The sequence below is a fragment of the Chitinophaga silvatica genome (assembly GCF_003419895.1).
In the GTDB taxonomy this organism is placed as follows: Bacteria; Bacteroidota; Bacteroidia; order Chitinophagales; family Chitinophagaceae; genus Chitinophaga; species Chitinophaga silvatica.
This window is the reverse complement of record NZ_QPMM01000008.1, coordinates 73,762-96,992: the sequence shown is the minus strand read 5'-3', so window position 1 is coordinate 96,992 and position 23,231 is coordinate 73,762. Positions and strand designations below refer to the sequence as shown.

Sequence of the window (23,231 nt, the reverse complement as noted above, 5' to 3'; positions counted from 1 at the left end):
AACTTCCTCTTCCTTTTTATTTCTATCCTGATTAAAGTCCATACTTCTTATGATACTTCTCAGAAAGCTGTTTCTGTTTATTATCAAGATTAATTTCCCTTCCCTGAATAAATGCATGAATAATAACGCTGGATTTCATATCCAGCAGATCACCATCGCTAACTGTGATATTGGCATCTTTGCCTACTTCCAGGGTTCCTGTTTGTTTATCAATTCCTAAGATCTTAGCAGCGTTGATTGTAACGGCCGATAAGGCTTCTTCTTTGGTAAGACCGTAAGTGGCAGCTGTACCTGCTTCAAAGCCCAGGTTACGTTGTTGCCAGAACCCTTCATTGCTAAGACAATACAATACACCTGCCTTTTGCAATTGTGCTGCTGTTTTATAAGGCTGATCCACATCATCGTCCTGCATGATAGGTAAACTATGTGGTTGGTTCAGGATTACGGAGATATTTGCTTGCTTCAGCAAATCGGCAATCTGCCAGGAATCTGCTCCCCCAACGATGGTCACATCCAAATCAAATTCTTTAGCAAAATCAATTGCAATCAGCATCTCCTTTACTAAATCGCAGTGAATAAATAGCTTCTGATCTTTTTTGAACAGAGGGCGCATTGCTTCGAATTTCAGATTAGTAGCAGTATGCTTAGATTCCTGCAAATAGGCTTTAGCCTCACGGAAAAAGGTTCGTACGCCTTCTACCTGATCCAGAGCTGTTTTAGGAGCTTCAGCACCATTAGGGCCCCGGCGCCCGCCACCACTCTGGCGTGGCATAAAGAAATGTAATCCATTATCTGTTTTGTAAGCTGCATCTTCCCAGTTCCAGGCGTCGAGCTGCACTACTGAAGAGGTACCACTGATAATACCTCCCTTAGGAGTAATCTGTGCCAGTAAGATACCGTTGGAACGTAATGTATTGATCACTTTTGAATCGGTATTGTAGGCAATGAGTGATCTGACAGAAGGATTCATCTCTCCTACTTCTCTGGCATCGATAGTAGCTCTTACACTCTCAAATTCTATCAATCCCAAATCAGAGTCAGGAACTATGATTCCCGGATAAACATGCTTACCTTCTAAATGTATGGTTGTTACACTAGCAGATGCAGGTGGCACCAATGTTCCTATTGCAATGATTTTTCCTTTATCGAAAACAATACTGCCATTTTCAATAACCTTTCCATTGCCTATGTGTATAGTTCCTCCAAACAGAAAAACTGGTTTGGATTGCGGACCTGCAGGTGATATAGTTTCCTGGGCGTAGGCCGAATGAAGTCCTAATGCCAGGCCCATTAAAATGAATTTCTTTTTCATAGCTGTGCTAATACGTTTGTTAAAAAACAATTCCCATTTGATGTCCGCCCTGCAGATCTTCACAATGATAGATCTCATCAGGTACAAAAGTTGCCTTCTTTACAGGCGCTCCTTTTTTCTTTTCTGCCAACATCAACTGAATAAGACGATTACGCTCCGTGGCTATTCGGCTACGCAATTGCAGATCGGAGTCACGATCAAATTCTATAACTCCATCTACGATGGTAACAGCAGCTTTGGCATAAATACTTAACGGATTATCTGTCCATAAAACTACGTCGGCATCTTTTCCAACTTTTATACTACCCATACGGCTATCCATATGTAAGAGTTTAGCAGGATTTAATGTTACCAGTTTTAAGGCTTCTTCTTCACTTAACCCTCCGTATTTCACAGTTTTAGCAGCTTCCTGATTTAATCTGCGGGCCATTTCAGCATCATCGGAATTGATGGCTGTAATTACTCCCACTTTATCCATAATAGCAGCGTTGTAAGGAATTGCATCCTGTACTTCCATTTTATATGCCCACCAATCAGCAAATGTTCCGGCACCGGCACCATGTGCTTTCATTTTGTCGGCCACCTTATAACCTTCTAATATATGCGTAAAGGTGTTTACTCTGAAATGGAAACTATCAGCAACATGCATCAGCATATTTATTTCACTCTGTACATAAGAGTGGCAGGTAATAAAGCGTTTGTGATTGAGTATTTCACTCAATGCATCCAGCTCCAGATCACGGCGTTTGTTAGGGCCTTGCTTATCATATTCTCTTGCTCTGGTAAAGGCATCTACATACACTTGTTCTACCCCCATTCTTGTTTGTGGGAATCTAACCGTATTTCTGTCTCCCCAGTTTGATTGCTTTACGTTTTCGCCTAAAGCAAATTTGATAAACGGATCCCAGTTATCAACTTTTAATCCTTCGGCTGTCTGGCCCCAACGAAGTTTGATAAGTTGTGATTGTCCGCCTATCGCATTGGCACTTCCATGTAGCAGGTGAGAAGCAGTTACTCCGCCGCTTAACTGGCGATAGATATTCACATCTTCAGGGTTTACAACATCGGCAATTCTAACTTCCGCGGTCACAGACTGAGAAGATTCGTTCACTCCACTACTGATTGCAATATGTGAGTGTTCATCTATAATACCAGCAGATAAGTGCTTACCGGTTCCATCTACCACTTTAGCATTACCGGCAGGCAAATTCTTACCTACCTGAGCAATCTTACCACCACGAATCAGCACATCAGTGTTTTGGAGTACACCATCTTTTTCGTTTGTCCATACCGTTGCATTTCTAATCAGCAAATCCTGTTGTTGAGGTAATTTTTCCCAACCATAACCATTGAATGGGAAGTATAATGGCCCAACAGTTGGAGCATTAGTCTTCTTAGTATCAGTTTTTTCCGGAATTGCTTTCACGAAGGAAGCTGTCCATTTAACGGGGTTACCGCTGGTATCAACACCTGTTCCTTCCCAGTTGGTGGCTCCAAGTATTCCGCTAAGCCTTACTGTTGATTTTGAATTTTTAGCCAGCGGGATCGACAATGAAACAAGCTTTCCATCAATTTCCAGTTTACCAGGTAAGGTATCCTGTTGCAAAACAGCGATAGATGGAGCAGTAACAGAACCTTTTACTTCAACATTATAAGTACCTCCAGGAGTAGTTGTAACAGAATAAACGCCTCGGATATCATTCCATCCATCAGTCTTCAGACTGTATTTATGTCCTTGCACCCAGTTTTGGAAGATAATGGTTTTCTCTTCGAATACAGGACCAGATGTAATGAGGAAATTGGCTAGCTTACCGGTTTCCAGGCTTCCTACTTTATCATAGGATTTAATTAAGGTAGCAGGTGTTTTTGTAAGCGCTTCCAGTGCTTTGGCAGGAGTGAGCCCATATTCAATTGCTTTCCTCAGGTTGGCCAGGAATTGTTTGGTATCCTTTAGATCTGCAGCAGTTAAACAAAAAGGTATATTAGCCTTTTCAAAAGCAGCAGGTTCTGTAGGGGCCATTTCCCAATGTTTCATACTGGCCAGGGAAACAAAACGGGCATCGTTAGGATCTTCAACATCCATAGCGCCTGGGAAATTCAATGGTAAAATGAAGGTAGCTTTAGTAGCAGCAATTTCATTAATCCGTTGATATTCGTTTCCACCAGCTTTAATAATGTATTGAACTCCGAATTCATCACCTATTTTATCGGCTCTGATGGCATCCCATTTATCAGCAACCTCAAAAATCTGAGGAAGTTGCTGGTTATTATTCCAGGCCTGGAGACTAAGATTGAGCCCTTCTTTGCCAGTTTGACTTTTATACCATTGGGCATCCAGATAAGTCTGACGTAGCAACGCAATGCTACCCATCAGGGAGTTGGGGTAGTTTTGAGTGGAGCTACCCTTATCGAAAGAATAGCCAGCAGCGGCCTTTTCACGCAATACCACAGTATTTTCTCTTTCAGTGGCCAGCGTCACCAGGGCGGCAGTACCACGGGCAATACCATCCTGTTGTTGGGTAAGAACCGTTCCAAACCCGATTTCTCTTAAAGGACTGGCTTTAGAATCATCTACCGCAAAAACATCAGCTGCATTTATTTCACTTTTGATTGCCTGATTCCATCCGTATGGCCCTTTTGTATTAGAGAGGAACTGAGGAGGAGCATTCCAGGCGGATCCGCCTTTTTTAGCATCTGAAAGTCCGTAGTTACTAAAGATATCTACAAAGGAAGGATAGATGTATTTTCCTTTACAATCCAGAACTACAGCATCCTTAGGGATAGAGGCGGAAGGCCCGACGTCGATGATCTTTCCGTCTCTGATCACGAGGGTTGCATTATTTAAAACTGTTTGGGCATCCTTTACAATAGTGGCATGTGTAAAGGCAAAACAACGTTCCCTTGGGTCGGCAATCCCATTAACCGGGAAGGTTTCCTGTGCATTGGCATAGGTGGCAGTAGCCAGTAAACCAAGCATGAGCAACTTACTGCGATGCCTGTTCATAGCATAGGCCAGACACCGTGATAGTAGCGCTATCCCGGGTTTCTCAAAAGCTTTTTTCATGCGTGTCTCTAATTTAGAGGTTCAGATTTAGTTGACCGGCTAAAATAACAAATCATTAAAGGCGAATTCAATAAAATGCCATTTTTTTTATGAATGGCAATTAGCGTTTTGGATTCACACGAAAAAGGGATAATTTGAATCATGAATACACCTAAGTTTGTTTAAATTCACTCGACATGCTGACTATGAAGTTTAATGCTGCCCGATTGCTTTTCCTGGCGATTTGCTTTTGCACAACCGCTATTACTTCTCACGCACAGGTGCAGGATACCACTATGATGAGAGGACGTTGGTCGGTAGAAGGCAGGGCCGACAAAATCACTGATAAGATATCGCACAAACTTGCGCTTAACAAAGATCAGATCCGGCAGATCTATGCTATCAACTTAGATATTGTTCGCAGAATGGATGAAGTAAAGGCCAATTCAGAGCTCACCAATAAAGAGCGAATGACTCAATTTAAAACATTGGATACTGAACGTAGTCAACGTTTTAAAAGTGTACTGACTCCAACCCAGTTTAAGAAATGGACGGATTGGGAAATGAACAAAAAAGATCACCTGGAAGCCAAAATGGAGAAAAAAAGGCAGAGAAAAGCTAATCAGTAATCTATTGAACACTGATATAGAAAATATATTTCTGGCGGCTGTAGCAGCTGTGCATCCGGAACAATTGATGCAAAGTAATATCATCATTTCCGGTGCCAATACTCTTCTGATTGCAGGAATTTCCTATACAATCCCCACAGACGGTAAAATCTGGATTTTTGGAGCTGGTAAAGCATCAGCTGCAATGGCCAGAGAGGCAGAACAAATATTAAGCCCCTATTTCAGGCTACAAGGTTGCATTGTAACCAAATATGGCCATGGAATGCCGCTACAAAACCTGGAGCTGATAGAGGCCGGGCACCCCATTCCTGATTCTAATAGTATAGCCGCTACTGTTAGAATTCTTGAACTTTCAAAACTGGTAGCAGCAAACGATTTAGTACTATTCCTCCTTTCCGGTGGTGCTTCATCATTATTGGCCGATGTGCATGAAGGAACTACCTTATCTGATATACAGACGGTATTTGAGGCTTTGTTGAAAAGTGGCGCTGATATATACGAAATGAATATTGTCAGAAAACATTTATCAGCAATAAAAGGCGGACAACTTGCCAGATTATTGGCTCCGGCCAGGGTTTGTTCCTTAATTTTAAGTGATGTGGTCGGGGATGATCTGAGTATTATTGGGTCGGGACCTACGGTAGCAGATCCTTCTACGTTTCAGGACTGTATGACTATCCTGGAAAAATATCAGCTTATCAATAAAATTCCACAGGTTATATTACAGCATATCAAGGAAGGAGTGCAGGGCAACATTGCAGAAACACTCAAACCCGGAAGTAAAGAACTTTCATTTACCAGTAATTATCTGATAGGGAGTAATGCCATCGCCTTAAGTGCAGCAGAGAAAACTGCTAAAGAACTGGGTTATTATTCCTGTCAGTTATCATCTACTGTAACGGGGAATGTTGATACAGTAGCTAAATGGCTGGTTAATTCAGCACTTGAATATAAAGGTACTTTACCGGCATGTTTGCTGGCAGGAGGAGAAACAACAGTAGTGGTAACAGGAAGCGGTAAAGGAGGGCGTAATCAACAATTTGCATTAACTGCGGCCAGACTTATAGAAAACTACCCACAAATCACAATTTTGAGTGCAGGAACAGATGGGAATGATGGCCCAACTGAGGCCGCAGGCGCTATCGTAAATGCATCAACGATTAAAAAAGCAAAAGATTTACAGCTCAACCCATTAGTTTTTCTTGCAAATAATGATGCCTGGACGTTCTTCTCAAAGGTAGGCGGGTTAATCATTACAGGGCCTACCAATACAAATGTAATGGACATAATGGTTGTATTGATAAGAGAATCAGAAGCTTAAAATTTGAAATCAAAGTTTGTATATGTGTAGATAGATTATATTTTTGGGGTTTCTAACCCGTAAATTCTGGATTTACTAAACATATATGCATTATGCAGAGAATGGAACAGACATGGCGTTGGTACGGCCCTAACGATCCTGTAAGTCTTGCCGATATAAAACAGGCAGGAGCTACCGGAATTGTTACAGCACTACACCATGTACCCAATGGAATAGTATGGACGAAGGAAGAAATACTAAAACGAAAGGCTATTATCGAGGCGGCAGGTCTTACCTGGTCTGTTGTTGAAAGTGTGCCTGTGCATGAAGATATCAAAACGCAACGTGGCCGTTTCAAAGAGTATATCCAAAACTACCAGCAAACGCTACGTAATCTGGCAGCTTGTGATATCCGTATCGTTACTTACAATTTCATGCCTGTTCTGGATTGGACGCGTACTGATCTTTCCTATACCGTTGCTGATGGTTCCAAGGCATTACGATTCGAAAAGGCAGCACTGGTAGCATTTGATCTGTTTATGTTGAAAAGACCAAATGCAGAGAAAGACTATACCGAGGAGGAAATTGCTATGGCCAAAGAGCGGTTCGATAGCATGACCGACGAGGAAAAAACTACGATACAAAGAAATATCATCGCCGGATTACCCGGATCAGAGGAAAGCTTTACACTTGAGCTTTTTCAGGAAGCCCTGGATAAATACAAAGGAATTGATGCAACACAGTTAAAGCTCCATCTTTTCTATTTCCTGCAACAAATTGCTCCTGTAGCAGAAGAAGTAGGCGTAAAACTGGCAATACACCCGGATGATCCTCCATTCCCAATTTTTGGCTTACCAAGAGTTGTAAGTACAGAGCAGGATGCAAGAGAATTGTTGGTAGCAGCTCCTTACTCCTCCAATGGACTATGTTTCTGCACCGGGTCTTATGGTGTAAGATCTGATAATGACTTACCAGGAATGATTGAGCGACTGGGAGATCATATCCATTTCCTTCATTTGAGAAGTACAGAAAGTGATGCTTTAGGTAATTTCTACGAAGCAAACCACCTGGAAGGGGATGTGAATATGTTTGCAGTAGTAAAAAACATCCTTCTGACAATGAAACGTCGCAATGTATCTATACCTATGCGTCCGGATCATGGTCACCAGATGCTGGATGATTTAAATAAAAAGACTAATCCAGGATATAGCGCCATTGGTCGTTTACGCGGCCTGGCAGAGCTAAGAGGCCTGGAAATGGGAATAGCCGGGGCTTTAGGCTCTGATTGACTAACTACTACCAGCATCAGGTCTGTACAACGAGTAAAGGTGGGGATAAGCAATACCATCGTCGGACTGAGATGCTACACCAGAGCAGAAAATGTATTTGAACCAATACCGTAATGGCTGATTACGTGTACAAATGACACTGCTCTTGCTCACAAAGCTATTAAGCTTTTTTGAGCAGCATAAGGAATAGCGAATGTTTTAAGAATTACCGATTGGTTTTATTATTGATAATCATACCCATTGGAAACTCGTAAAACATTCGCTTTGGTCTTTTTAGACTTATCTGTAAAAAATTCTTATGCCTCTTGGCTTCCTTTGCTCCTTTGCGAGAGAAATTTTTTGTAGCATTGCATTCGGATATTAATATTATCCGTTTTTATACTAAACCTACAGCATAATGAGTGCAACTATTGACGCAAAGTACGAGGCGTATATGACCGATAGGTCTAATAGTCTTGCCCGTCTGATCAACCAATTCAAAAAGGATATAGATCTCCGTATTATTCAGAAAATCAGGGAAAGAGGGTATACTGATTTTAAATTAGGAGATATGGTATTACTGGTGAATATAGATTCACACGGCACCATCAACAACGACCTGGCAAGAAAGGCCAGAATTAGCAAACAGGCAATGAGCAAAGTTGTTAAGAATCTGGAGGCAAGTAACTATATCAGTACCCGTAAGCACGATACTGATAATAGAGCCAGCCTGATATTCTTAACGGATAAGGGTAAAGAATTCATGATTACTGTCTATGATGTAGTTGATGAGGTTACCGAGTATTATGCCAACATTACCGGGAAAGAAGAGATGCAACGATTAAAAACAATTCTCAAAAGCATTACAACGGGGCTAAATCTATCTTAAGCCCGATCATTTAAGTGTAATATAGTATTTACCTGGCCGCTCCTTAACGATAGGAAGTTTTAGCAATTTTTTCAGGCTGGATATGGTTTCAGAAATCGACAGATTACTGAAGTCTGCTGTAATCTTTCTTTTAGTGAGAGTTTCAGCGGAAGGGGGGATTACTATTTCTATCCGAAAGTAGCTGTTAATTCCATCCAGCGCTTCGGGCAACGGAATGTCCCTGAAGTTTAATATCCTGGTTTTCCAGGCAAGTGCCGACAAACTTTTTACTTTGCTTTGCAGAATTTGTTTGTGTAATTGTCGTTTTATCTGAATATTAGGCTTCAGGTCCCATTCTTTCACATCGTCCTGCACAATAGTGGCAAGTCCTTTAACCAGTATAACCTGCACCAGGTCTTCGGTTTTATGAACATTAAAGGTGGCTTTACTGGTATATAAAACTGTTTGAGCATCTAATTGAACCCCTACCTGCTTTGTTCTGTTAATTTCTATATATGCGTCTCCATTAATCATTTTGATCGCAGGATTACCATTTAATTTTGAATTATAGGCGATAGCCGATTGCTTGTTTAATATGATTGAATTCTGGTAAACCAATGGAATAATTACAGTGTCTTTACGGGTATTCGTATAGACCTGAAGTTGATTTTGCTGCTGATGTTTATAGTACCAGAAAAATAATGAGCCTGATAACAGCAGAAAGACACCGGCAATAGCCCAGCGAAACCAGGAATATGATTGTTTGTGATCGGTTGGAGAAGTTACCGGAATAGTAGGAGTTGGTAAGACAGCACCTTGTTTCAACCACTCCATTAACTGCTCTTCCACATATTGTGCAAGTTCCGGATCGCTAACGCATAATTCAGCAATTTGTTGCTGTAATGCAGGGTCCTGCGGTGACTGAATATAATTGGAAATCAGTCTGATAGTCTCCGGTTCCGGTTGATACATATTGAAATACTGTCCTAAAATGTTGGTAGTATAAGTAGTATAAATATGGCAAGATACTCAACTTCCTGGCAATATTAAGGGCATTCCTTTTGTATTACGATATAGATGTGCCTAATAATTAATTAGGCCAGATGAGGAACGTTTAATATTTTTATTAGAGATGAAATAGGCAAAATCGATCATTATGTCACCTGAACCAATCGAAAACGACCAGGAATATATTGAGGGATTGCTTCAACATAACCCAAATATCGTTGAGCAGATTTATCAAAAATTTGCATCCAAGGAAAAGCGATTTATCTTACAAAAAAGTGGAACAATCAAAGATGCTGCTTATATTTTTGAAGAGGCACTGATGGATATCTACTACTTCGCCCGTTCCCATCCTTTAAAAGTATCAGATTTCGAACCTTTCCTACAACTACTATGCAAACGAATCTGGGAACAGGAACTCGAGCGTAGAGGCCAGCGTATTCCGGGATTGGAAGCTGAAGAATTATCAACGCTTAGCAGAGATGATATTCAGGATGTGGAAAATGTTTTAAAGGAAGGAGAAAAACGAAGGTTAGCCTATCAATTTTATCTCACCCTATCGGATGAATGTAAGGAAATACTCAGATGGTCGCTGGTCGATAACTGTTTGCAGGAAGACGTTGCAGCAGAAACAAATATTCCCGTAACCGAGCTACCGGAAAGAAGATCCGATTGTTACAGAAGCTTATTCAGAGATATTGATGCTAAACTAAAAGTAGCCAGCTTACCAGATACTGATTTACTGGATGCCGACAGATTTTTGAACGGACAAATGCCTGAAGCGGAAAGACAATCATTTTCGGAGCGGCTTCAAGATTCTCCTCTGCTCAGCCAGCAGGTCAAACGATTTAATATAGTACGACAGTTATTGGCACAGCGTATTTGTCCGGATTCCAGGCGCGATGAACTGCAACATCTGTTATATATGCATCGTAACGCCTGGTATACATTGAAAGACAATTCAGGAATTCCAATACTACGATATGTAATACTGGTTGCACTGGTAGCGGCAACAATTGCCATACTGCTATTTATAAGTCCGTGGCGGAAAAATATATACAAGCAATTTGCATCCACAGAGATGCAGATCCCGGATGTAGATAGCATACGACTCCCCGAAGCAGCCATTCACCTGTTTAATCATGGCCATTTCAATGAAGCTATCAAACTGTTGAATGACGTATTAAAAACTAATCCAGGGAATGTTTACGCACGTTTCTACAGAAGTGTGGCATTAATAGATTTAAACCAGCTGGATACTGCACGGCAAGACCTGCTGCTAGTATATAACAACAGTAGTGAGCTGCGTAGCGATGCTGCTTTTTATATTGCCTTAAGTTATCTGAAAGAAGGGCACAGGCAGGAATGTCTGGAATGGTTATTAAAAATCCAACCAGGAGCCCCCACTTATATCAAAGCACAGAAGTTAATAGAAGAACTAAAACATTAATTCAGATACTGTTCTCTGCTATGATGAATAAAGCTTTCAATTTCGCCTTTGATTAACTCGTAAACAGGTGCCTTACCTGTTTTAATATGAACCAGTTGTTGCAGTACCAGGAAATAAGCCTTTCCACGCGCACATCCATCAATCTGGGCTTTAAGAATGTTATTTTTTACCTCGTCACATCTGTTGGCATCCAGCTTTTGGTAAATAACATATAAATCATCCATCCAACTCATCTCTCTAAAGTTTAAACATAGTGTATAGTTGCACTACAATTTAAGCATTTTCTGCCGTAAAACCAGCGATTCATATGTTAAAAAATTTTAAACTCTTTAGGTTATTGCAGATTGATAATTTCTCCGGCTTTCATATTCACCTCATACTCAAAAACCTGAACCAGGTTAAGGCTGGCCAGCTTACTACTATCCTTTACCTCCGTAACTGTTTTAGATGGTAACTGATAGAACATACTTGTGTTTAAACCAGTTACCTGTTGAAGCACTTTTCCATTTATTCTTACGGGCACCTTACTACGTATTCTGCAATTTCCTCCAATCGTAGATCTAATAGTTGCGTTGCTTATACGGCCATTTTCCCAGCTAATATCTACAATAAACCCACCCCGGGCTTTCAAACCTTTAACTGTACCCGAAGGCCATATATCGGGCAAGGCTGGTAACAGGTAAATAGCACCATCGTGGCTTTGCAGCAACATCTCAGTAATTCCGGCAGTTACGCCAAAGTTTCCGTCGATCTGAAACGGAGGATGTGCATCAAACAAATTGGGATAGGAGCCACCACTATTATCGGCCATACTTACAGCCTGCCCGCCAGCAAGAAATAATTGCTTATTCAACATTTTCCAGGCATGATTTCCGTCTTCCAATCTTGCCCAGTAATTTATTTTCCAGGCTTTAGACCATCCGGTACCACCATCTCCTCTCAGCAATAAACTACGTTTAGCCGCCGACGTTATAACACTATCTCTTCGTGGAGAGATAAAGCTACCGGGATACAATCCGTATAAGTGAGAGACGTGTCTGTGGCTATCATTTGGGTCATCCCAATCTTTATACCATTCCTGCAATTGCCCATATTGCCCTGCATGAAAAGGATAAATCTCCCTGAGAGTATTAGATAAACGGCTTATAAGCTCTTTATCAGTTTGCAATATTGTAGCTGCATGAATTGTATTATCGAACAAGTCACGGATAATGGAAAGATCCATTGTTGAGGCAATGCTTACAGAACCATCCTTCTGTTTTCCGGTGGAAAAATTATTTTCCGGGCTGGTAGATGGACTGGTAACCCATTTACCATCTGGATTGCGAATCAGCCAATCCAACATAAACAGACTGGCACCCTTAAGAATCGGATAATTTTTTTCCAGGTATTGTTTGCTGCCATTAAATAAATAATGCTCCCATATACTTCTGCTAAGCCATGCACCTCCCATTGGCCATATTGCCCAGGTAGGATTACCACGGGGATCATTGAAATCTATGCCCCCTGAGGGATTTGTCATTGCCCAGATATCGGAATTATGATGTGCTACCCAGCCATTTGCATGGTAGTTGACCTTTGCTGTAATCTTTCCCCGTTCAACCATTCGTTCTATCTGCTCAAATAATGGTAAAGCACATTCTGAAAGATTGGCTGTTTCCACAGGCCAATAATTCATCTCTGTATTAATATTTATAGTGTAGTTAGAGCCCCATGGCGGCTGCATCTCTCTATTCCACAATCCTTGCAGGTTCATGGCAGGTCCACCTTTTCTGGAACCGGCAATCATAAGATAGCGACCGTACTGGTAAAGAAGTGTGGTAAGTTGAGGATCAATATTTCCACCGGCCCTGGTATAATTGAGTAAGCGGGTATCAGTGGGAAGCAATGCAGCGCTATCGGTTCCCAGCTGTAAGTTTACGCTGTTGAAAATAGTTGAGTAATCGTTTTGGTGAGCATTTTTAATCTGCTTATATGTTGCATTGTTTTGTAAAGGAGCTTCTGCTGCTAAATGCGGGTCTTTTCCTTCCGGTAAGCCATCATTAAAGCTGGTACCAATAGACAGATATAGAATAGCTTCAGTAGCACCATTAATACGAATCCCGGAAGTATCGGCAGAAATGGTACCCTGGTTTACTTTTGCATCCAGCAATACTTCATAACGGATACCTTTATCACCGTAAATAATTTGTTGAGGTTCGGACGCTCTGGCAGCAACATATTCAGGACATCTTCCCTTCATAGACCAACGGTGATTATTGATAGCCTGCCGGGTAGCAGGCATAGGATTTTTAAACGCCGTAACGAAATTAAGGGCACCTTTTTTACTGGCGGTTAACCTGATAACCAACAACTGATCCGGATAGCTGCAAAACACTTCTCTTGTATAAGTAACCCCATTAGCAACATACTTCACTTTGGCAATACCACTGTTAAGATCCAACTCTCTTTGGTAGGAAGAATATTGAGACGACAGATCATAATTTATCAGCAAGCTTCCTAAAGTAAGGTATCTGGCGCTATAGGTTCCCATCATTTTCCTGGCAACTGAATCGGCAGCCCGATACCTTTCATCAAGGAGCAGTTGTCGGATAACAGGTAGTTGCCGGGCGGCATCCGGATTATTCCCATCTCTTGGAGTGCCAGACCAGAGGAAGCCTTCATTTAGCTGTAGTTCTTCCTGTTGGGTTCCCCCATATATCATGGCGCCAATTCTTCCATTGCCAACAGGCAACGCTTCCACCCATTGAGAGGCAGGTTGGCGGTACCAGAGTTTTAGCAAGGAATCTGATGGTGGAAATGCATTACAGGTAATGGCAATCAGAGAGCATAAAGCTGTCAGAATATTTTTAGTCATTTAAAGCCAGGAATTAATCAGAGCCAATATACGCGCAATCGGTTGCATTTACTATATATAGATGGCAGGAGTTTATAACATGCGTTATAAAACCAAAAGCATAGGCGTACAACAGCACTGCGTATTTGAACGACAGGGAAAGCACTGCAACGGGAATAGGAAGGCTCAGGGGGAAATCTGGGGTGGCTATCAGACCAGGTGTTCTTTCATTGCCTTAACTATAGCATTGGAGCGAGAATTTACATCGAGTTTACGATAAATGTTCATGATATGGGAACGTACAGTGCCCACACTAATATGACAGCCGTCAGCTACCTGCTTATAAGTATCTCCGTTTACCAGACAACGTAATATTTCTTTTTCTCTCGGTGATAATCCATAAGGGTCCTGAAAGGCAGGTTTTTCTTTACGAAAGAATGCCAGTACTTTATTGACTGCCACCAGATTTGACTGTAATGCTGTTTCATATACCTGAGAAATAAATTCAGATAAAGTAACAGGCGGAACATGCTCTGTTTCATATTCTTTTTTTACAGCCGGAACTGCTGTTATTTCTTGCTCCTTCTCGTTCAATGTCAGCAATAACACGTTTATATCCGGATAAGCTGCTTTTACAATACTAGCGGCTTCTATCGCAGTCAATCCAGGTATCTCTATATCCATAAAAACCAGGTTGCAGATATCTTTTGCTAATTGTTGTAACAATTCTGTTGGTTCGCTGTGCAATTCTGATACTTCCAATCCAGGCGCTTCTCCCACATTCACAGGATTTAAAGGCCGCACTTTTTTCATAATTTTCCTTTTGGGTTATGTATATTCATATGAAATCCTCCATTTTGTAAACTGCAATTCCCGGAAGCTGGTATGGTTGATAATTATTAAATGGAAAGATTACACGGTTTCCATACCCGAAACAAATTTGAAACAATTACCCGCAGTAGTCAATCGGATACGTATATGGTTTTTCAATAACTATTACAAGACAGTATGTTTTACATGAGAAATAAAACATTATATAACGTGGTTAATCTTAGACTCTTATTAGATTAACATCGGTGTAATAATCTATAAATCAATTAATTAAAAGCCGGCAAATAATCTGTCTTCAATAAATTATATTATTTTATATATTATAAATTTACCTTTCCTGCTGCTCTTCTTTCTGTTCCAACTTCTCCTGTTAAATCATCTCCTAAAGTTTTTCTGTACTTATCGGCAATCGCTAATAACTCCTTTACTATCTCTGGAAAGTGGTTTTGTACATCTAAAGTTTCTCCGGGATCCCGCCGTATATCATACAATGCCAAAGGTAAATCTATTTCAGGTTGAGCACCAGGAAAACCGTCATAGCCAGGCAAATTTAATTTGTAGGTTCTGGCCCTATGCGGCAACACTAATTTCCAAGGCCCCTTCCTTATTGCTTCCAAACTATTCTTCTGGTAATATACGGCTAATTCATCTCTGGGGTTTGCATCCTTTTCATTAAATAATAATGATTGAATATCTACTCCGTCAATTTTTTTGGCTGGCCGACTAGCCCCACATAACCTGGCTATTGTTGGCAACAGATCAATTGTAGCCGCCATCTTATTACATACCGTACCAGCCGGAACTTTCCCAGACCATTTCATTAAACATGGTACTCTGATCCCTCCTTCCCAGGATGTTCCTTTTCCTTCCTTCAGCCCGCCTGTATTGCCTGCATGATTACCATAAGACAACCAGGGTCCATTATCGCTTGTAAAAACAACAAGCGTATTTTTATCTAGTCCGTTTTGTGCCAACGTTTTTAAAACTTCCCCTACCGACCAATCTATCTCCGTAATCACATCTCCAAACAAACCATCCTTACTTTTCCCTTTATGCTTATCAGAAACTGCCAATGGAACATGAGGCATACTGTGAGCCATATATAAAAAGAAAGGCTTTGACTTATTCTCGCGGATAAACTTACATGCACGTTCCGTATATAAGGTTGTAAGGGTAGCCTGATCTTCAAGGGTCTTAAGCTGCTTCACCATGTTATTACCCTCTATCAAAGGCAAAATCGGATAATTTTTACGTGGGTTGGTGGAAGTATCAGAATAGGGCTTTCCATCATAATGTACAGGCCACATATCGTTGGAATACGGTAATCCCAGATATTCATCAAACCCATGTTGTAATGGCAGCCACGGGGCTTTTGATCCTAAATGCCACTTCCCCACCATTCCGGTTTTATACCCCTTAGCTTTTAATAAACTGGCTATTGTTTGTTCTGTGGTATCCAACGCTATTGGGGCAGTAGGCCATAGCGCTCCGCTAATACCTACCCTATTGGGGTAACAACCCGTTAATAGCCCTGCTCTTGAAGCTGAGCAAACCGCCTGCACTGCATAGAAATACGTAAACCGCATTCCATCGGCTGCCAACTGATTCAAATTTGGTGTATGCCAGGGGCTACCGGCATAACATTCGAGATCACCATACCCCATATCATCCATAAAAATTATTACGACATTAGGAGGCTTCTCTACTTTGGTGAATGGTATAAAACTAATAGAAACTAAAGCAACTAAAGCTGCCAGGCTGATAAAAATTGTTTTCATCCGGGATGTTTGACAATAAGAAAATGGTGCTCTAAATATAGTGTTTTCTTATAAACACGCAAAGAGGCATAAGATGTGATTTCTTATGCCTCTTTGGACTTTTATCCCGTTTGAAATAAGGTTATTGTAACACCAACTCAATAACCGGAATCTCTAATTTTGGCTTATGAACAGGTAATTCCAAAGCCAAATCACCTTTATCTGTGCTACGCATTTTAATTTCGCTACCATCATGCAGGAATTGTGCATATTTCACTTTTCCTTTCATTCCTGGTAACTCGAAACGCTGTAGCGGATAATCCAGTAAATGAACATACAAACGCTTGGTATCAGGATTGTATGTTAGCAGGCTGTTTTCCGGTACTTTAATATCCGCCGGCGCCTGAGTACATCCATAAATAGAACGACTGTTTACCGTCATCCAATCTCCCATATCATGTAATCTGTCTGTTGCACGATAATCAAACAACCCTCTGGAAGTTGGACCTACGTTCAATAACAGGTTACCACCTTTGCTTACAGTTTCGATCAGCAATACGAGCAATTGCTTATTATCCTTCCAGGAAGTCTCGTCTCTGTGATAACCCCAGGAACCTGAGAAAGTCTGACAGGTTTCCCAATGTATTTTCTTTCCGTTACGGGTTGGCCATTCAGCTACTTTATATTGTTCAGGAGTTACGAAATCACCGCCATCATCATATTCTTCCAAATCCAATCTGTTATTGATCAGAATTCCCGGTTGCAGTTTTCTGATCATTTTTATGAGCTCGAGTGAATTCCAGTCATCCTTTCCTTTTCCATGTTCACCAGGATAAGAAAAATCGGCCCAAAGAATATCAATTTTGCCATAGTTTGTCATTAACTCTTTCAATTGATTCTTTAAATACTCACGGTATTTATTCATATCCCTGCCCTTGTTCAACTCTGCATATTTAGATGCATCAGAAGGGCTCTGAGGATGCACTCCATCAATTGTAAAATCCGGATGGTGCCAGTCGATCAGTGAATAATAAAATCCTACTTTCAATCCTTCTGCTCTGAATGCATCTACAAATTCCTTGATCAGATCTTTTTTAATAGGAGTATTGGTAGCCTTATAATCAGTGAATTTAGAATCGAACAAACAAAAACCTTCGTGGTGTTTTGTAGTGATTACAGCGTATTTCATACCTGCAGCCTTAGCCTGACGTGCCCACTCTTTTGGGTTGTAAAGATCCGGGTTAAATAAATCGAAATATTTTTGATATTCTTCATTCGTCATCTTTTCATATTTCTTTACCCATTCGTGGCGTGCCGGCATAGAATACAGGCCCCAGTGAATAAACATTCCAAAACGGTCATTTACCCACCAGGCTAAACGTTGCTCTTTCTGTTCATCTGTTTCATTAAATATCTTTTTTTGCGCTTGAATCTGGACTACTCCAACCAGGCATAGCATCAATAATAAAGACAGTTTTTTCATAATGTAGATTTGATTTGATAGAAATTATAAAGGTGATTATTCTGCAACCAACCAGGTATAACCTGCTGCTGGTATTGTAATTTTAAGGTGAGCATTATATCCGCGATCCAATAGATACTTTTTAGCTGGCCCGTCTTTTTCTCTTATATTGATGCTTTGGGTAGCACCACTATAATACATTGGCAATTGGATATCGCGGGTAATTGTTTTAGCAGTTGGATTGTATAATAAAACAAATGCTTTCTGTGGCAACGATGCGCTTACATGCATAATTCCATCCCAATCTCTCCCATCAGGTCTGCGTAAGTGAATGATATCAGTATTTAGAATATCCCTGTACTTCTTATACCAATTAACCGTTTGACGAACAAGATCCTTTGTAACATCAGCATCGTATAACCTTGGGCCTCTGTAACAAGCCTGTATACCAGCTCCATAGTATTGTATCATCAATTGCTGATAAACAGTAAGGTGATCTTTAAGCGGTTCAATGGTAGCTGCTGCGCCTCCACCCTGGTATTCGCTTAGTGGAACAAAACCCCAACCCATAGCTGGAGTTTTTTCCCAGGTTCCATCAAAAATATTCTGTCTGTTTAACATCAATTGCTCTTCTCTCGGTAAAGAGAAATTCACTTCTCTATATCCCAATGCAATCTTATTAGTGCCATCCAGAAAATACCAATCCGGCGCATTAATATATACACCACGTTCGCACAACCAATGATATAATTCTTTCTGCAACTCCATTTGCTTCCATTGAGAATCTTTCAACCCGGTATGACCAGGATGCACTGTTGAAGCGCAAACATCTCCGGGATATGGGCCATCATTTTCGAAAATATCGAAACCTGTTTCCTGTATAAAGTATTTCAGTTTGTTGAGATAACTTAACCCCCATTTACTTCCTAAACATGGCGCATTTCCAAAAAATGCACCACCCGGCTTTCCGGTAAGTGGATTTATTACATCATCTTCATCGCTAATTCTACGGCTGGAAAACAATGAATATCCTCCCAATAAAACTTTCTTACTATGCGCATAATCAGCCAGGGATTTGAACTTTGCGATATTGGCAGCACTGGTATCTTCCATATTCAATCCACTTCCAAAACTTAATATGATGCCTTCATATCCTGTTGCAGCACATTGATCAACAATATCTTTTACCTTCTGAATATCTGTACTAACCAGATGCATGAATATTGGATTCTGTAAGGTCCATGGTGCAATCGCCCTGTACATCTGCCTTTTAGCCAATCCATTTCTTTCTCTGTCATAACTATCCAGCAACAATTCGTATGTACGTATAGAAGTAAAGTGTTCGTTGGGCATTAACTTAATTCCAACCGGTACTTCAGGATAAACTTCCAGCAAACAAGGAGTCTGCAAATCATAATTCACCTGTGATGTGTAGGTACTATCGGTTTTCCAATGAGTGGTCTGATCACTTAAATTGGCCTTCATAGCATTATTGAAAGCATAATTACTTTCGATATAAATGTTGTGTGGCACCTGCATTTTCTGTACACTTCCAACAACGGCAGATTCTTCCTCCGGCGTTGCCAGTATTTCATTTACCACCTGATCGAGGAGTAAAGGTTGTAGGCTTTTATTCTCAATTTCCAGCCATTTGCATAACAATGGCAATCCATCAACCATTTCATAATGCACCTTTACTTCTATGCCTTTTAAAACTGGAATGGTTGATTTATAATAAAACACCAAATCTTTTCCGCTTATTTGGGTTACCGGGAAAGACCAGCTACGCGCCTTCCATTTCAAGGGAGCCTTCAATGGTAACACTTCATATTTATCAAACTGAAAATCGGTATATCCTTTTACTTGTTGCAACCAATCAGGTAAAAGATAAGCCTGTTGCGACTGTCCATAGGCTCCACCAATCTGATATGCTTTTCCGTCAATAATTAAACGGGCTTCAGGTTTTACAGCTCTGAGCAATTGATCTCCATTAATCAGATTACGATAATCTGTGCATATCACATTGGGAGAAGTACGAAAACTTCTGCTTATCAATCCATTTGCAATAGTGATATCCTGAGCAGTAGCAGTTACTGCTGTCTTATATCCCTGATTGTTGATAAGCCAATCGGTGGTGCTCTTTTGCTGTGCTACTATGTAGGAATAGCAACCTACCAGTAACACTGTGAGCATACATAATTTTTTCATGTCTCTGTTCTAAAGTCTATTTAACCGGTTGTAAAATAATTTTCCGGAGTTGGAATAAAGCCTGTTTATTACCTGTTGCTGGTCTGATCGCTAAATTTTGTTTGCCTTTTTCTATATGAATAATGCCTACAGTATGTTGAATAAATATCATAGGGCGATGACTATCGGATGTTCCGGTTTGTAATGTCTGGAAAGGTAGTTGTTGCCCCAGGAGCGTAACAAATCCTTGCTGTGATGCGCTTTCAGGTTCACAGGCATAATCCAGCACTACTTTATAATCGCCCGCCTCTTCTACTTCAAGTGGAAATATTACTGCATCGGAAGGTTTCTTAATATCGGTGATACAATTTTCATGTTTCCAATCACCGAAATAATGTGAAAATGTATACTGTTTGATATGTGCTTCTCCATTGAAGATTGCGTAAACAGCGGGTATTTCAGTTTGTGGATAATAATTGCTAACGGTTTGTGTACGTAGTTGAGAAAGATCTTGCTGATATCCATCATATACAACTTCAACCACTGTATTTCTTTCATCCGGCCAGATTTGCGGCAAAGTAATCTGGGTTTCAGTATCTGATTGTTTAAAGGCCAGAGGTTTTTTCTCTCCCAAAATGGCGATTGACTTTATTTTAGCAGTAAGACCATGTACTCTCAAAATTTTATTTGAAGGAACCTGCCATACATGCAGGTATATTTTTCCAGGTTTGCTGGTTGATACCCCCCAGGGTTGTGCAGGAATAAGTCCGTAGGTTGTACCATAAATACTTTCTCCATATTTTTTTAACCACTTACCTGTTTCTTTGAGATAAAGGATACTATACGCCGGCCATTTCCCGTTGCCATCCGGGCCCACATTCAGCATCAGGTTTCCACCTTTAGAAGCTACATTTGAAAGGAGGCGGATAATCTCTGTGGGAGATTTGAAATTCATATCGTGCTGAATATACCCCCAGGAGTCGTTATGTGTATAAATAGATTCCCAGGCGCCGGAAATTGGAGTTGGAGGAACTTCTGAATCGCCAAAGTCTTTATAATCCCCTAATCCATGCCCTACCCGACTACTAAACAAACAGGTAGGTTGTATTACTTTCAGGCTATCTATCATTGTTTTGGTTTCCGATTCTGATAATCCACCTGGCATATCAAACCAGATCAGGCCGAGGGGGCCATAGTTATTTAATAATTCTTTTAGCTGGGGGATGGATTTGGATTGATAATATTGTTTATAGTCTTTAGCTGACTTATTGAAATCCCAGGTATTTCCTCCCCCGTTAGGTTCGTGCCAGTCGAGATACTGTGAATAGTAGAAGCCAAACCGGAGTCCTTGCTGCCGGCAGGCCTCAGCCAGTTCTTTCATGGGGTCTTTATGGTAAGGAGAAGCATCAATGATATCGAAGTTGGTAACTTTTGAGTCGAACATACTAAAGCCTTCGTGGTGTTTGGCTGTAATCACGAGATATTTAATTCCGGCTTCTTTGGCAGTAGTAGCCCATTCGGAGGCATTAAAGTCAACCGGGTTAAAGGTTTTGGCTATTTCGGCATATTCACTGGCGGGGGCCTGGGCTCTGTTCATAATCCATTCACCGCTACCGAAGTAGCTGCTATCTTTCCATCGCCCACCTAATTTAGAATATAGGCCCCAGTGGATGAAGAGGCCAAATTTTGCGTCTGTAAACCATTTTAGTCCGGGATGCACAGTTGCAGCTGCTTCCTTATTCCAGCTATCTGGCATATCCTGAGCGGATACGGATAAGTGGAAAAGGCAGATAATACAGTATACAACTGATAGCATTTTGTGGAACATGACTCGATTTTTACAACAACAGGTAAAAAATATATATATCTGCTGGTATAAGCAAATGCCTGGAAAAATCATATCAGGGAAAGGGAAAATGCTACTAATATTTGGATTAACCAATGGTTAACGAATATTGCGAAAATTTATATCTAATTTTAATAATAGAAGCACTAAACCTCTGTACTCAAGCGATTTCATCATAGGCTTTAATGGTATATACTGCATCTGGTGCCATGTCGCCAGTGCCATGTGAATGTTTTATTGGCCTCTGCCGTATGTTTGCGGCAGAGGCTTTTTTATTTCCTAATTATCTGTTATTTCAATTCTTGTTTAGATTCCATTAACGATCTGAATTTCTGATACCCCTAATATTGTAGATATGATTTTGCCTTAATAAATGCATACAACTAACCAAATTAGCTCCGTTGGTTTTTCGAGGCTGACGGATTCCAACATCGACAATTAGCAACCATTCGCATATAACGGTTAAACAGTTTCCCATCGTTTTAAAGAAATCAATGGGTTTTTGATTTAATCATCATCTAGCTATATCGCCTTTGCAGTGTCCACTGCGAAGGCTTTTATATTTTAACAAACCAACAACCTCAGTAATGAATACTTATTCACTTATCTTTGCAGTGTGAAATTGAAAGATGAGGAAAGAAATGAGAAACCAGGAAAATGCGCTATATCTATCTCCGTTTTTTTATAAAAAAAAGGAATTCTCGCTGCTAACAGATATCAGCTTTTTATTATCAGTTCCCGGCAGCTCAATGAATGAGCTGGCCAAACAAACTCATTATCATAGCATTACGCGCACTAAAATAAGGATTAGTACTACCTTTGATATGTGATCATTCATGAATTATCATTCACACTAAATATCAGTATATGTCAGATATTTTGATTGCAGTAGATCTAAGCACTTATTCTAACCAGGTAATACATACCGGCGTTCAATTAGCTAATACATTACAGCAGGGAGTTATCCTTTTTTCAGTAGTGGAATTAGGTATTAGTGTTGGATTACCTGAAACGGGGCCTGTGTATGTTGATGATATTCCTACCAGGATCAAACAGGTAGAAGATCAATTAGAAGTATACAAGGCACAATATCCTGATACTACTATCCAAACCATTGTAACAACCGGATATCCTAAAGAAGAAATATTGTCGCAGGCTAATCTCAATCGTGTATCCATGATTGTTACCGGTACCCATGGCAGAACAGGAATAGACCATATGTTATTGGGTAGCAATGCCGAATATATTATCAGGCATTCAAGGATTCCTGTATTGGTAGTTCCGTACAATAGTACCAAACACTAAGTCTTTTACACTCAACAATCAATAAAACAACATGGGCCAGCCGACTTAAATCAGCTGGCCTCTTTTTTGCAGCCACATTAAAATCCGCTTAAACTGGAGTTGAGCAAAATGGACTGTTAAAAGTTGCCGTAA

General features: G+C 40.5%; 17 protein-coding genes. 7 read left to right on the top strand and 10 right to left on the bottom strand.

All coding sequences use genetic code 11. The annotated features are described in order from the left end of the window. Nucleotides 1-31: 31 nt before the first annotated feature. Nucleotides 32-1,312: an amidohydrolase family protein gene (locus tag DVR12_RS15895; RefSeq protein WP_116976861.1), complete on the bottom strand. Its 1,281-nt coding sequence runs from the start codon at nucleotides 1,310-1,312 to the stop codon at nucleotides 32-34. Nucleotides 1,313-1,331: 19 nt separating this feature from the next. Next, nucleotides 1,332-4,376, bottom strand: a complete 3,045-nt coding sequence (locus tag DVR12_RS15890) for an amidohydrolase family protein (protein WP_233522408.1) — start codon at nucleotides 4,374-4,376, stop codon at nucleotides 1,332-1,334. A 176-nt stretch (nucleotides 4,377-4,552) separates the two neighbouring features. Here DVR12_RS15890 and DVR12_RS15885 point away from each other — a divergent pair, with 176 nt between their 5' ends. The 4 genes from DVR12_RS15885 (at nucleotide 4,553) to DVR12_RS15870 (ending at nucleotide 8,441) form a co-directional block, all read left to right on the top strand. Further along, on the top strand, nucleotides 4,553-4,984 hold the full coding sequence (locus tag DVR12_RS15885; RefSeq protein WP_116976791.1) for a hypothetical protein: 432 nt from the start codon (nucleotides 4,553-4,555) through the stop codon (nucleotides 4,982-4,984). Nucleotides 4,985-4,988: 4 nt separating this feature from the next. Further along, a complete protein-coding gene (locus DVR12_RS15880; protein ID WP_116976790.1) occupies nucleotides 4,989-6,305 on the top strand; it encodes a glycerate kinase type-2 family protein in 1,317 nt (438 codons plus the stop codon). 92 nt (nucleotides 6,306-6,397) lie between these two features. After that, the gene (gene uxuA / locus DVR12_RS15875; protein WP_116976789.1) at nucleotides 6,398-7,573 is read left to right on the top strand and encodes a mannonate dehydratase; all 1,176 of its coding nucleotides are present in this window, start codon (nucleotides 6,398-6,400) and stop codon (nucleotides 7,571-7,573) included. 397 nt (nucleotides 7,574-7,970) lie between these two features. After that, the gene (locus DVR12_RS15870; protein ID WP_116976788.1) at nucleotides 7,971-8,441 is read left to right on the top strand and encodes a MarR family winged helix-turn-helix transcriptional regulator; all 471 of its coding nucleotides are present in this window, start codon (nucleotides 7,971-7,973) and stop codon (nucleotides 8,439-8,441) included. Nucleotides 8,442-8,447: 6 nt separating this feature from the next. On the opposite strand, the gene DVR12_RS15865 is transcribed toward DVR12_RS15870, so the two are convergent. Next, a complete protein-coding gene (locus tag DVR12_RS15865) occupies nucleotides 8,448-9,392 on the bottom strand; it encodes a FecR family protein (protein WP_116976787.1) in 945 nt (314 codons plus the stop codon). Nucleotides 9,393-9,576: 184 nt separating this feature from the next. Between DVR12_RS15865 and DVR12_RS15860 the strand changes: the two genes are divergently transcribed. Next, nucleotides 9,577-10,875: a tetratricopeptide repeat protein gene (locus DVR12_RS15860; protein ID WP_116976786.1), complete on the top strand. Its 1,299-nt coding sequence runs from the start codon at nucleotides 9,577-9,579 to the stop codon at nucleotides 10,873-10,875. Here the strand turns inward: DVR12_RS15860 and DVR12_RS15855 are convergent. The 7 genes from DVR12_RS15855 to DVR12_RS15825 all read right to left on the bottom strand — a co-directional run bounded on the left by DVR12_RS15855 (nucleotide 10,872) and on the right by DVR12_RS15825 (nucleotide 21,776). Further along, nucleotides 10,872-11,108: a hypothetical protein gene (locus DVR12_RS15855; protein ID WP_116976785.1), complete on the bottom strand. Its 237-nt coding sequence runs from the start codon at nucleotides 11,106-11,108 to the stop codon at nucleotides 10,872-10,874. The genes DVR12_RS15860 and DVR12_RS15855 overlap by 4 nt on opposite strands. Nucleotides 11,109-11,209: 101 nt before the next feature. Then, nucleotides 11,210-13,732 carry a glycoside hydrolase family 95 protein gene (locus tag DVR12_RS15850; protein WP_116976784.1) on the bottom strand — a complete coding sequence of 841 codons (2,523 nt, stop codon included), beginning with the start codon at nucleotides 13,730-13,732 and terminating at the stop codon, nucleotides 11,210-11,212. Nucleotides 13,733-13,921: 189 nt separating this feature from the next. Then, on the bottom strand, nucleotides 13,922-14,524 hold the full coding sequence (locus DVR12_RS15845; RefSeq protein ID WP_116976783.1) for a response regulator transcription factor: 603 nt from the start codon (nucleotides 14,522-14,524) through the stop codon (nucleotides 13,922-13,924). A gap of 338 nt (nucleotides 14,525-14,862) precedes the next feature. Continuing rightward, on the bottom strand, nucleotides 14,863-16,320 hold the full coding sequence (locus tag DVR12_RS15840; protein ID WP_116976782.1) for a sulfatase family protein: 1,458 nt from the start codon (nucleotides 16,318-16,320) through the stop codon (nucleotides 14,863-14,865). A gap of 121 nt (nucleotides 16,321-16,441) precedes the next feature. Further along, nucleotides 16,442-17,782, bottom strand: a complete 1,341-nt coding sequence (locus tag DVR12_RS15835) for an alpha-L-fucosidase (protein ID WP_116976781.1) — start codon at nucleotides 17,780-17,782, stop codon at nucleotides 16,442-16,444. Between the two features lie 36 nt (nucleotides 17,783-17,818). Next, nucleotides 17,819-19,969, bottom strand: a complete 2,151-nt coding sequence (locus DVR12_RS15830; RefSeq protein ID WP_199417124.1) for an alpha-galactosidase — start codon at nucleotides 19,967-19,969, stop codon at nucleotides 17,819-17,821. Between the two features lie 16 nt (nucleotides 19,970-19,985). Continuing rightward, nucleotides 19,986-21,776 carry an alpha-L-fucosidase gene (locus tag DVR12_RS15825; RefSeq protein WP_233522407.1) on the bottom strand — a complete coding sequence of 597 codons (1,791 nt, stop codon included), beginning with the start codon at nucleotides 21,774-21,776 and terminating at the stop codon, nucleotides 19,986-19,988. A 647-nt stretch (nucleotides 21,777-22,423) separates the two neighbouring features. On the opposite strand from DVR12_RS15825, the gene DVR12_RS27595 reads away from it, so the two are divergent. Continuing rightward, nucleotides 22,424-22,624, top strand: coding sequence for a hypothetical protein (locus DVR12_RS27595; RefSeq protein WP_116976779.1), 201 nt, complete (start codon nucleotides 22,424-22,426; stop codon nucleotides 22,622-22,624). 37 nt (nucleotides 22,625-22,661) lie between these two features. Next, nucleotides 22,662-23,099, top strand: coding sequence for a universal stress protein (locus tag DVR12_RS15815; protein WP_116976778.1), 438 nt, complete (start codon nucleotides 22,662-22,664; stop codon nucleotides 23,097-23,099). Nucleotides 23,100-23,231 lie beyond the last annotated feature (132 nt).

Coding starts and splice junctions, on each gene's coding strand:
- DVR12_RS15895 (WP_116976861.1), bottom strand. CDS start 1,312: ATGAAAAAGAAATTCATTTTAATGGGCCTGGCATTAGGACTTCATTCG.
- DVR12_RS15890 (WP_233522408.1), bottom strand. CDS start 4,376: ATGAAAAAAGCTTTTGAGAAACCCGGGATAGCGCTACTATCACGGTGT.
- DVR12_RS15885 (WP_116976791.1), top strand. CDS start 4,553: ATGCTGACTATGAAGTTTAATGCTGCCCGATTGCTTTTCCTGGCGATT.
- uxuA (WP_116976789.1), top strand. CDS start 6,398: ATGCAGAGAATGGAACAGACATGGCGTTGGTACGGCCCTAACGATCCT.
- DVR12_RS15870 (WP_116976788.1), top strand. CDS start 7,971: ATGAGTGCAACTATTGACGCAAAGTACGAGGCGTATATGACCGATAGG.
- DVR12_RS15865 (WP_116976787.1), bottom strand. CDS start 9,392: ATGTATCAACCGGAACCGGAGACTATCAGACTGATTTCCAATTATATT.
- DVR12_RS15860 (WP_116976786.1), top strand. CDS start 9,577: ATGTCACCTGAACCAATCGAAAACGACCAGGAATATATTGAGGGATTG.
- DVR12_RS15855 (WP_116976785.1), bottom strand. CDS start 11,108: ATGAGTTGGATGGATGATTTATATGTTATTTACCAAAAGCTGGATGCC.
- DVR12_RS15850 (WP_116976784.1), bottom strand. CDS start 13,732: ATGACTAAAAATATTCTGACAGCTTTATGCTCTCTGATTGCCATTACC.
- DVR12_RS15845 (WP_116976783.1), bottom strand. CDS start 14,524: ATGAAAAAAGTGCGGCCTTTAAATCCTGTGAATGTGGGAGAAGCGCCT.
- DVR12_RS15840 (WP_116976782.1), bottom strand. CDS start 16,320: ATGAAAACAATTTTTATCAGCCTGGCAGCTTTAGTTGCTTTAGTTTCT.
- DVR12_RS15835 (WP_116976781.1), bottom strand. CDS start 17,782: ATGAAAAAACTGTCTTTATTATTGATGCTATGCCTGGTTGGAGTAGTC.
- DVR12_RS15830 (WP_199417124.1), bottom strand. CDS start 19,969: ATGAAAAAATTATGTATGCTCACAGTGTTACTGGTAGGTTGCTATTCC.
- DVR12_RS15825 (WP_233522407.1), bottom strand. CDS start 21,776: ATGTTCCACAAAATGCTATCAGTTGTATACTGTATTATCTGCCTTTTC.
- DVR12_RS27595 (WP_116976779.1), top strand. CDS start 22,424: ATGAGGAAAGAAATGAGAAACCAGGAAAATGCGCTATATCTATCTCCG.
- DVR12_RS15815 (WP_116976778.1), top strand. CDS start 22,662: ATGTCAGATATTTTGATTGCAGTAGATCTAAGCACTTATTCTAACCAG.